The sequence below is a fragment of the Streptosporangium sp. NPDC049644 genome (assembly GCF_040675205.1).
Taxonomy (GTDB): domain Bacteria; phylum Actinomycetota; class Actinomycetes; order Streptosporangiales; family Streptosporangiaceae; genus Streptosporangium; species Streptosporangium fukuiense.
Genome location: NZ_JBFAOJ010000038.1, coordinates 68,198 through 77,320, shown reverse-complemented (window position 1 = coordinate 77,320; position 9,123 = coordinate 68,198). Strand labels below are relative to the sequence as shown.

At 70.3% G+C, this 9,123-nt stretch carries 10 protein-coding genes; 4 read left to right on the top strand and 6 right to left on the bottom strand.

The genetic code is table 11. The features are described 5' to 3' along the window. On the bottom strand, positions 1-185 hold a 185-nt coding region (locus AB0J58_RS22045), incomplete at its 3' end, for a hypothetical protein (RefSeq protein ID WP_364218247.1). A gap of 144 nt (positions 186-329) precedes the next feature. Between AB0J58_RS22045 and AB0J58_RS22040 the strand changes: the two genes are divergently transcribed. The 3 genes from AB0J58_RS22040 to AB0J58_RS22030 all read left to right on the top strand — a co-directional run bounded on the left by AB0J58_RS22040 (position 330) and on the right by AB0J58_RS22030 (position 3,474). Further along, the gene (locus tag AB0J58_RS22040; RefSeq protein ID WP_364218246.1) at positions 330-1,943 is read left to right on the top strand and encodes an alpha/beta hydrolase; all 1,614 of its coding nucleotides are present in this window, start codon (positions 330-332) and stop codon (positions 1,941-1,943) included. A 67-nt stretch (positions 1,944-2,010) separates the two neighbouring features. Further along, on the top strand, positions 2,011-2,853 hold the full coding sequence (locus tag AB0J58_RS22035) for a GNAT family N-acetyltransferase (protein ID WP_030904382.1): 843 nt from the start codon (positions 2,011-2,013) through the stop codon (positions 2,851-2,853). A gap of 84 nt (positions 2,854-2,937) precedes the next feature. Continuing rightward, positions 2,938-3,474, top strand: coding sequence for a GNAT family N-acetyltransferase (locus AB0J58_RS22030; protein ID WP_364218244.1), 537 nt, complete (start codon positions 2,938-2,940; stop codon positions 3,472-3,474). Here AB0J58_RS22030 and AB0J58_RS22025 read toward each other — a convergent pair. From AB0J58_RS22025 to AB0J58_RS22005, 5 genes are all read right to left on the bottom strand, one after another. Beyond that, positions 3,457-3,831 (bottom strand): DUF3037 domain-containing protein, encoded by a 375-nt coding sequence (locus tag AB0J58_RS22025; protein ID WP_364218242.1) that lies wholly within the window; start codon positions 3,829-3,831, stop codon positions 3,457-3,459. The genes AB0J58_RS22030 and AB0J58_RS22025 overlap by 18 nt on opposite strands. After that, a complete protein-coding gene (locus AB0J58_RS22020) occupies positions 3,828-4,652 on the bottom strand; it encodes a HipA family kinase (RefSeq protein WP_364218240.1) in 825 nt (274 codons plus the stop codon). Before AB0J58_RS22020 ends, AB0J58_RS22025 begins: the two co-directional genes overlap by 4 nt. A gap of 159 nt (positions 4,653-4,811) precedes the next feature. Then, on the bottom strand, positions 4,812-5,693 hold the full coding sequence (locus AB0J58_RS22015) for a TIGR03619 family F420-dependent LLM class oxidoreductase (RefSeq protein ID WP_364218239.1): 882 nt from the start codon (positions 5,691-5,693) through the stop codon (positions 4,812-4,814). A 128-nt stretch (positions 5,694-5,821) separates the two neighbouring features. Beyond that, a complete protein-coding gene (locus AB0J58_RS22010) occupies positions 5,822-7,072 on the bottom strand; it encodes an LLM class flavin-dependent oxidoreductase (protein ID WP_343966505.1) in 1,251 nt (416 codons plus the stop codon). Then, complete coding sequence (locus tag AB0J58_RS22005; protein ID WP_364218237.1) at positions 7,069-7,860, bottom strand: alpha/beta hydrolase; 792 nt, start codon at positions 7,858-7,860, stop codon at positions 7,069-7,071. The genes AB0J58_RS22010 and AB0J58_RS22005 overlap by 4 nt, the downstream gene beginning before the upstream one ends. A 213-nt stretch (positions 7,861-8,073) precedes the next feature. Between AB0J58_RS22005 and AB0J58_RS22000 the strand changes: the two genes are divergently transcribed. After that, positions 8,074-8,943: a TIGR03619 family F420-dependent LLM class oxidoreductase gene (locus tag AB0J58_RS22000; RefSeq protein WP_364218235.1), complete on the top strand. Its 870-nt coding sequence runs from the start codon at positions 8,074-8,076 to the stop codon at positions 8,941-8,943. Positions 8,944-9,123: the final 180 nt, after the last annotated feature.

Sequence of the window (9,123 nt, the reverse complement as noted above, 5' to 3'; positions counted from 1 at the left end):
TTCCCCGTCTTGTCCGGCCACGGAGCAAACTGCACCACGGCTTCCAGACCGGTGACCTGGTCCGGGCGAACGTCCCGGCGGGCAAGAAGGCCGGGATTCACCTCGGACGAGTCCTGGTCCGCTCCTCCGGCTCCTTCGACATCACCACCCGGCACGGCCGCATCACCGGAATCAACCACCGCCATGTCCGTCATCTTCAACGCGCGGACGGCTACGGCTACACGACCCAGAAAGAAGCCGATCGAAATGACTCACGCTTGGACCTTGGCGGCCCTCCCGCTCCCGATTCCTTCCCGGCCTGAAGGCCGGGGCATCCTCGGGAGGTTCTGGTGAAGAAGAGGGTCGTCGGGATTGCCGCGAGCATCGCGATGCTGGCGGTCGCGGTGGGAGTGCCGCGGGGGGCGGTGGCCCAGGAGAGGGAGGGGCTGGTCTGGGGGCCCTGCGAGGGCGGCGGGATCTCGCTGCCCGGGGTGGCGCCGTCCGTTCCCGCGCAGCGGGCGGACAGCCGGATGGAGTGCGCCACGCTGAGCGTGCCGCTCGACTACGGCAACCCGTACCAGACCATCGACATCGCCCTGAACCGGATCAGGGGGAGGGCCACCCATGACCGTCTCGGCGCGCTGCTGGTCAATCCGGGCGGGCCCGGTGCGTCCGGTCGCGATCTGGTCAAGGGCGTCGTGGCGGGGCTTCCCGGCGGCCTGGCCGACCGGTTCGACGTGGTCGGTTTCGACCCGCGCGGGGTGGGGGCCAGCGAGCCCGCGCTGAGCTGTGTCGACCCTGCGGAGTACTACAGGCCGCCCCGCCCCGACCAGGTGCCGGTCACCAGGCGCGACGAGGGCACGCTCATCGACCGGGCCCGCGAGTACGCCCAGGCGTGCGGTGACCGGTGGGGCTGGATGCTGCCCCACATGACCACGGAGAACTCCGCCAGGGACATGGACCTGATCAGGGAGGCGCTCGGCGAGTCGAAGATCAGCTTCCTGGGCTACTCGTACGGGACCTACCTGGGCGCGGTCTACGCGACGCTCTTTCCCGGCCGGCTCAGGCGGCTCGTCCTGGACAGCGTGGTGGACCCGCGCGGTATCTGGTACCGCTCGAACCTGAGCCAGAGCATCGCCTTCCAGAGCAGGCACCGGGAATTCCTCAAATGGATCGCCCGTCACAATCCGGTCTACCGGCTGGGCACCACCGAGAGGGCCGTCTCCTTCGCCTGGGACGCCATGCGTACCCGGTTGGGCGGCCACCCCGCGGCGGGAGTGATCGGCCCGAGCGAGCTCGACGACCTCTACACCGTCGGCGGCTACTCCGACGCCGTCTGGCCGCAGCTGGCCAAGGCCTTCTCCGCCTACGTCAAGAAGGGGGAGACGGCACTCCTGCTCAACGCCTACCGCAAGCACGCGGAGAACGACGCCAAGGATGAGAACAGCTACGCCGTCTACCTGGCGGTGCAGTGTCGCGACGCCGCCTGGCCGCGCGACTGGACACGCTGGCGCACGGACATGACCAGGGCGAACGCCAGGGCGCCCTTCCTCACCTGGCCCAATGCCTGGTACAACGCGCCGTGCGCGTTCTGGCCCGTGCAGGGAGGCACCCCCGTGCGGGTGCACGACAGCACCAGGCTGCCCCCGATCATGCTGATCCAGGGTGAGCGCGACGCCGCCACCCCGTACGCGGGGGCGCTGCGGATGCGCACCCTGCTCCGCGGCTCCCGGCTGCTGGTCGTACCCGGCGGCAACCACGGGATCTCGCTCAACGGCAACGCCTGCGTCGACCGTCGCCTGGCCGCCTACCTGCGGGACGGCACCCTTCCCGGTGGAGCACGGCAGGACTCCGGCAGCCCGGACGCCCATTGCCCCGGCCTGCCACCGCCGGTGCCCGTGCCGGTGATCGGACCCTCGCCCGTCCGGGTGCCCGCCGGGCACTCGGGGGGAGGGGCGATCTAGCAGGTAGATGAGATGCTCTGTGTTGGTTCCTGCCAAAATCGAGGGGGTCGCGTAGGCTGAGCATGTGATGCTGCGTACAACGGCGTCGCGCGTGCTCGACGACAACGATCGAGACGAGGTCCTGGCGCTTCTCGACATCGACCCCGTCGGTAACGTTTTCGTCGCCTCCAGGGTCCGTTCGGTCGGGCTCAATCCGGCCAGACTCGGTGGCCAGATGTGGGGGTTCGGGCCGCGCGGTGGCCTGACCTCCCTCTGTTACGCCGGGGCGAACCTGGTTCCGGTCAACGCCGGTACCGACGCCGTCTACGCCTTCGCCGAACGCGCGCGCAGGCAGGGCCGCCGCTGTTCCTCGATCGTCGGCCCGGCCGACGCGGTCGAGGTGCTCTGGGAGCGGCTGGAGCCGCACTGGGGAGCCGCCCGGGCGATCCGCTGGGCGCAGCCGCTCATGGTGGCCACTGAGCCGTCGCCGCTCCCGGCCGACCCGCTGGTGCGGCGGGTCCGGCCCGACGAGTTCGACATCCTGCTGCCGGCCTGTGTGGCGATGTTCACCGAGGAGGTGGGTGTCTCCCCTGAACTGGGGGACGGCGGAGCCCTCTACCGGTCCCGGGTCGCCGAGCTGATCAGGATCGGCAGGTCGTACGCCCGCATCGAGGGGGGCAGGGTCGTCTTCAAGGCCGAGATCGGCGCGGTGACGCCGCACGCCTGCCAGATCCAGGGCGTCTGGGTCCACCCCGACCTGCGTGGCCGCGGCCACGCGGTGTCCGGGATGGCCGCGGTGGTCAAGCACGCGCTCGACTACTTCGCGCCGGTGGTCTCGCTGTACGTCAACGACTACAACGCCCCGGCCAGGGCCGCCTACCGCAGGGCCGGTTTCGTCGAGGTCGGCACCTTCATGTCCGTGCTCTTCTGACCGGCGTCCCGCCGCCCAGGTATCTCCCACCACCTCGCCGGGCCCTTCCGGCGCCCGCCCCGACACCCAGGAGTGACGATCCCCATGTCCGTGCCCGCGATGTCCGTGCCCACGCCGACGGTGCGACGCGCCGTCCCGCAGGACGCGAACCGGCTGTACGAGCTGAGCCTGCGGGCGATCGCGGAATCCGCCGCCGCCCACTACACCGCCAAACAGCTGGCAGCCTGGTCTCGGCGGCGCAGCCTCGACGGTCATGCCCAGATGATCGACCAGACGGAGACCTTCGTGGCCCTGGTGGCAGGACGGGTGGCCGGTTTCGCCAACGTCGCTCTGCGGCCGGTGGGACAGCTCCATCGTGGCGAGGTCGACCAGCTGTTCGTCGGCCCCGGCCACGGTGGCCGGGGCGTCGCCCGGCTGCTGCTCACGGCCGTCGAGAACGCGGCCCGGGCCGACGAGGTCGAAGAACTCCGCACGCACGCCTCCTGGCGCGCGGTGCCGGTCTTCGAGCGGCTCGGCTATCGGCGGGTCGAGGTCGAGACAGTGCGCCTGGAGGACCAGACGCTCAGCCGCGTCCGCATGCACAAGTCGCTTTCCGGTCTCGGGTCAGGGGCTGCGGACTAGGCGGCTCATCAGGTGCTCCAACTCCGCCTCCGGGTCGGCGGTGAGACCGGCGTGGACCGGGCCCGTCTGCACGATCGTGCTGCGCGGTGCGGTCAGCCAGCGGAACCGGCCGCCCAGCGGCTCCGCGGTCAGCGGTCCCTCACCGCCACAGGAGCGCCGGTAGACGTCGAGCGCGTGCCGTACGCCGTCGAGGTCCACCCGGGGGTCGAGGGCGCGCAGGCGTACCTCGTCCAGCTCCACGCGGGCGCACAGGTAGCCGCGCGGCTGGCAGTAGAGCAGCACGCCGGCGTTGATCAGCTCGCCGCGCTCCACCCGGGGGATGACCCGGATGATCGCGTACTCGTAGACGTCCTTCACCGGTTGTCCTTCCAGAACGCGCCCACCGAGCCGGGCTTTCCCTGCTGGGCCGCCGGGTCCCGGCCGGAGCCGGACGAGGGGGCCGGCAGCCAGGTGCGCGGGCCCTGGGCGCGGGTCAGCAGGTGCTCGACGTACGCCTGTCGCACGGCCTGTGCCCCGTCGAACCCCGGCTCGTCCTCCAGCCACTCGTCGGGAACCTCGTCCACCACCCCGTCGAGCAGGTCCCGGGTGATCTTCTCGCTGAACTCGGCGTCGGCCTCGGGCATCCGGGTGGCGAAGGGGGCCATCACATGGTCGCGCGCGTCGAAGCCGCGCAGCGGGTCGGCCGAGGGCCAGTTGTGGTGGAACCAGAGCGCGGCGCCGTGGTCGATCAGCCAGGTGTCGCCGTGCCACAGGAGCAGGTTCGGGTTACGCCAGCTCCGGTCGACGTTGTGGATCAGCGCGTCGAACCAGAGCAGACGGGAGGCGAAACCGGGATCCGGAGGCCAGGCCAGCGGCTCGAAGCCGAGCGCGCCCGGCAGGAAGTCGACGGCCAGATTGTTGCCCTCGCTGGCCTTGAGCAGGTCCTGGATCTCCTCGTCCGGCTCGCGGGCGCCGAGCTGTGGATCGACGTCGATCACCTTCAGTTCGGGCGTGCGGAAGCCGAGACGCCGGGCCAGCCCGGCGGACACGATCTCCGCCACCAGGACCCGGCGGCCCTGGCCGGCGCCGCGGAACTTCACGACGTACGTGCCGAGGTCGTCCGCCTCCATGACCCCGGGGAGCGAGCCGCCCTCCCGCAGGGGCGTCACATAACGGGTGGCTTTGATCTTTTCGAGCACCCGGCCAGGCTATCGGCTCGGGCCGCCGGGCGACCGGTCATCCGGCACGAGGGCCCGGCCGACGCACCCCGTGCCGGTTCGGTGCGGTGATCACCACCGGGGTCCACCGCGGCCTGATCCGGGGCCCGGCGGGGCCGGGCGGGCCTGTCGGGCGCGGCGTCACATCTTCGAGATGACCTCCTCGGCGAAGCGCTCCATGGTGGCGACCTTGAGCTCGACGCCATCGCCGTACCTGGCCTTCTCCTCGGGGGTGGCCAGCCACCAGGGCGCGGCCATCGTTCCGGTCACCCCCTTGTCGGCGAAGCGGCGGTAGGTGGCGGCGTCGGGCATGACCGCGAGTGGTGCGATGATCTGCAGGGCGTCTTCCGCCCTGCCGTACTCCTTGAGGTAGCGCCGCAGGTCGGCGAGGACCGGGTCGAGCCGCTCCTCGGTGTAGATCCGGTTGCCCATCCAGCCGTCGCCCGTCCTGGCCGCGCGGCGCAGCGCCGCCTCGCTGTCGCCGCCGACGAAGAACGGCACGGGCGCGGAGGGTACCGGGGAGATCGAGAGCGGGCCGTAGTCGTAGTGGGCGCCGTGGTGGGTGACGGTGCCGCCGGCCCAGAGTTCGCGCAGGGCCGGGATCATCTCGTCCAGCCTGCGTCCCCGGGTGTGGAAGTCCTGGCCTGTCTGGACGAACTCCTCCTTGCACCAGCCGACGCCGACGCCGAAAGTCACCCGGTTCCCGGACAGGACCGCGGCCGTGGAGACCTGTTTGGCGACGGTGAACAGATCACGGGCCGGGGCGATGTAGACGTTGGGCGCGAAACGCAGGGTGGTGGTGACGGCGGCCATCGCGCCGATCGTCACCCACGCGTCCGGCCAGTGCGTGTCGGCGTTCCAGCGGGGGGCGCCGGTGCTGGAATAGGGGTAGGGCGACTCGAAGTCGGCATAGAAGATGTGGTCCGACAGGGTGAGCGTGTGAATGCCGCACCGCTCCGCGGCCCCGGCCAGTTCGAGGAACTGGACGGTCTCGACGAACGACGCGCCAAGCCAGAACTGCACGGATCCTCCCAGGCTTCGAAATGCTGAAATTTCGATAGATGTCTTGGGGTGGCCGGGTGCCGTCCCTGTCCTTCCTCCCCGGGGATGTCCGAGGGAGGGGACCTCCGGAGGGCCGAATCAGCGAAAGGTCAGTCGGAGAACTCGGGGATGACCTTGGTGGCGAACAGTTCCAGGTTGCGCTTGACGGTGTCGAGGGGCAGGACGCCCTGCTGACCCTGCATGAACAGGCCGAACCACTCCAGGTCCGGCATCCGGTCGAGCATCCGCTGGATGCCGCGCTTGACGTCGTCGGGGCCGCCGAGCAGGGCCATCTCGACCTCGTTCATGCGTTTGAAGTCGCCCTTCTCGGGGCTGATCGGCTGGTGCCTGTCGTCCTCCTTCTTGCGCAGGACCTCCAGGTAGCCGAACGGCCCGAAGAAGGCGGCGAAGTCCTTCTGCATGCTCTTGCCGTAGGTGGCGATGGCCTCCTCCTTGGTGTCGGCCATCCCGACGATCTTGAGGATGCCGGTGTGCTCACCCAGTTTGTAGTCACGGCCGCACTTGGCCGCCTCCTCCTGGTAGAGCCTGGCCTTGGCGGCGTGGTCGTCGGGGTTCGGGGTGAACATCCACGGCAGGATGTCCTCCTGTGCGGCCCTGATCACCGAGCGGTCGGAGATGGTGAACGGCTGCCACAGTTCCGGGTAGGGGTTCTGGTACGGCCGAGGGCAGACCGAGACCGCCTGGATCTTCCCGTTCTCGTCGAGTTCCCCGGGGGCGCCGAACGTCCTCGTCCACTCCTGCGCCGCCCAGCCCTCGATCCCGTCGAAGGGCGAGGGGATCTCGTAGTCGAGCACGTCGGACTTGTAGCGGAGCGTCTCCTGGGTCCAGGCCATCTTCATGATGTTCAGCACCTCGCCGAACACGTCGAAGTTGCGGTTGTCGGAGTTCGACCCGTCGGACCTGGCGGCCGAGGCGTGCCAGCGCTGTCCCAGCACGTTCATCCAGCGGTTCTGGTAGCCGCGGGCCACGCCGAGCCGCAGCCGCCCCTTGCTGAACTGGTCGAGCAGGGCCACGTCCTCGGCCGCCCTGATCGGGTCCCAGGCGGGCAGTACCAGCCCGAGCGGGGCGAGCAGGATGCGCTCGGTCCTGGCGGCCAGGTCGGTGAGGAACATCAGCGGGTTGACCGAGAACTCGAAACCCTCGGAGTGGAAGTGGTGCTCGGTCATCATCAGCGCGTCGAAGCCGATCCGGTCGGCGTGGACGGCGATCTCGCGCACCTCGTCCAGCAGCTTCTGGTACGACTCGGTGTCGCGCCCGATCGGCCTTCTGGCCTTCGCGTTCTCCTCCTGGCTGTAGCCCGAGCCGGGGATCTGCGGGTTGAGCATCAACGAGAACTTCACGGCAGGCTCCTTAGCCAGTTGGTGACGACGATGAGGAACTCGCCCGGACGCTCCTCGTGCAGCCGGTGACCGCTGCCCTCCCAGACGACCGCCTTGGAGTGCGGATCCTTGAACAGCCCGGCCTCCCACGCCGCCTGGGCGGGGTCGAACCAGAAGGTGAGCACCGGGCAGGCCCGGCGCGCGAGGTAGTCGTCGGAGTTGGGACGCAGGCCGAGCGCGTCCGGGCCGCCGAACATCGCCTCGAAGGCCTGCAGGAGTACGTGCGGGGGCGTGGCGAGGATCCGGCGCCGATGCCACTCGCGCAGCCACTCGGGCGTGGCGGCGGTCTGGGTCCACTCGTCGTTGCGCAGCGAGACCCCCACGACGTCCTCGCGCATCTGCTCGATCAGGGTGGGGAGGTATTCGCTCACCGCGCCCGTGAAGCCGTAGCCGGGGTCGACCGTGACCAGCGCCCTGACCAGCGAGGGATACTCCACGGCGAGGTGGGAGACGATCTGGCCGCCCATCGAGTGGCCCACGGCGACGCACGACTCCACCCCCAGGGTGGCGCAGAGCCGGGCGAGGTCGTCGGCCATCCGCAGGGGGGTGTTGCCGCTCTCGGGGGCGGAGGAGTAGCCGTGCCCGCGCACGTCCACCGCGATCACCCGGTGGTCCCTGGCGAGGGTGGGGATGTGGTGGACCCACTCGTGGGAGTCGGCGCCCAGGCCGTGGACGAGCAGCAGCGTCGTGTCGCCGGAGCCGTCGTCCGTGTGGAACAGCCGGACGTCGCCCAGATCCGTGAACGCCATCAGCGTCCTCCCGTGAGGATTGCCGTGTCCGCCGGCCGCGGTGCTCAGCCGTGCTCGGTGAACGCCTCGTCTTTGGTGACGTGAGCAAGCTACCCTAGGGATGATAAACGAGCAATCGCTTGGTTAACCAAGCGGGTCCGCTTGGCTGGGACGTCCCCCCGGCGACCTGGGCGGACGGCTGGAATATGGGAAAGAATGCCCGGTGAAGACGGGATGCCCGTCGAAGATCCGGACGTGAAGACGGAGGCGCTGATGCGGCTGGGTGTCACGATGTTCGCCACCGACCGGTCCATGCCGGTCGCGGAACTGGCCGGGGCGGCCGAGGCGCGCGGGTTCGCCTCCCTCTACCTGCCGGAGCACACGCACATCCCCGTCTCCCGCCGTACGCCTCCGGCGGCGGGGCAGGCGGTGCTCCCCGAGGAGTACCGGCGCACACTCGACCCGCTCGTCGCGCTCTCCCACGCCGCCGCCGTGACGAGCGAGATCGCCCTCGGCACCGGCATCATGCTCGTCGCCCAGCGCGAACCCCTGGTCACCGCCAAGGCCGTCGCCACCCTCGACCACCTCTCCGGCGGCCGGGTGGTGCTCGGCATCGGGTTCGGCTGGAACGTCGAGGAGGTCGAGGATCACCTCGGCCCGCAGGGCTTCCGTTCCCGCCGCGACGTGGCCCGCGAGCACATGCTGGCGATGAAGGCCCTGTGGAGCCGGGAGGAGGCCGGTTTCGACGGCCGCCACGTCGGCTTCGAGCCCTCCTGGTCCTGGCCCAAGCCGGTCTCCGGTCCCCCCGTCTACGTGGGCGGGGCCGCGGGCCCCAAGCTCTTCGCCCATGTCGCCGAGTACGCCGACGGCTGGATGCCGATCGGCGGCCGGGGCATCAGGGCGGCCCTCCCCGCCCTGCGCGAAGCCTGCGACAAGGCGGAACGCGAGATGGTCAAGGTCATCCCCTTCGGCACGCTCCCCAACGCGGAGAAACTCGACTACTACTCCGAACTGGGCATCGAGGAGGTCGTACTCAGCCTCCCCAGCGCCGAGGCCGACCAGATCCTCCCCGTCCTCGACGAGTACGCGGCCTTCCTGCGCTGACCGGCCGCGGTCCGGGTGTTCCCGGTGGGTACGAGGTCGTGTGCCGCCAAGCCGACTCCGGGGGAACGACGCGCCGGGGCCCGGTCCCGCGGGCCGTACCGGATGACCGGCCCCGCACCGGCCCCGCACCGGCCCCGCACCGGCCCTGCATCGGCTCTGCGCTGGGCATCGGCGATTCGG

Bases quoted from the DNA above. Each gene is read 5' to 3' on its own strand.
- AB0J58_RS22005 (WP_364218237.1), bottom strand. From the start codon at position 7,860: ATGGCGTTCACGGATCTGGGCGACGTCCGGCTGTTCCACACGGACGAC.
- AB0J58_RS22000 (WP_364218235.1), top strand. From the start codon at position 8,074: ATGCCCGTCGAAGATCCGGACGTGAAGACGGAGGCGCTGATGCGGCTG.
- AB0J58_RS22035 (WP_030904382.1), top strand. From the start codon at position 2,011: ATGCTGCGTACAACGGCGTCGCGCGTGCTCGACGACAACGATCGAGAC.
- AB0J58_RS22030 (WP_364218244.1), top strand. From the start codon at position 2,938: ATGTCCGTGCCCGCGATGTCCGTGCCCACGCCGACGGTGCGACGCGCC.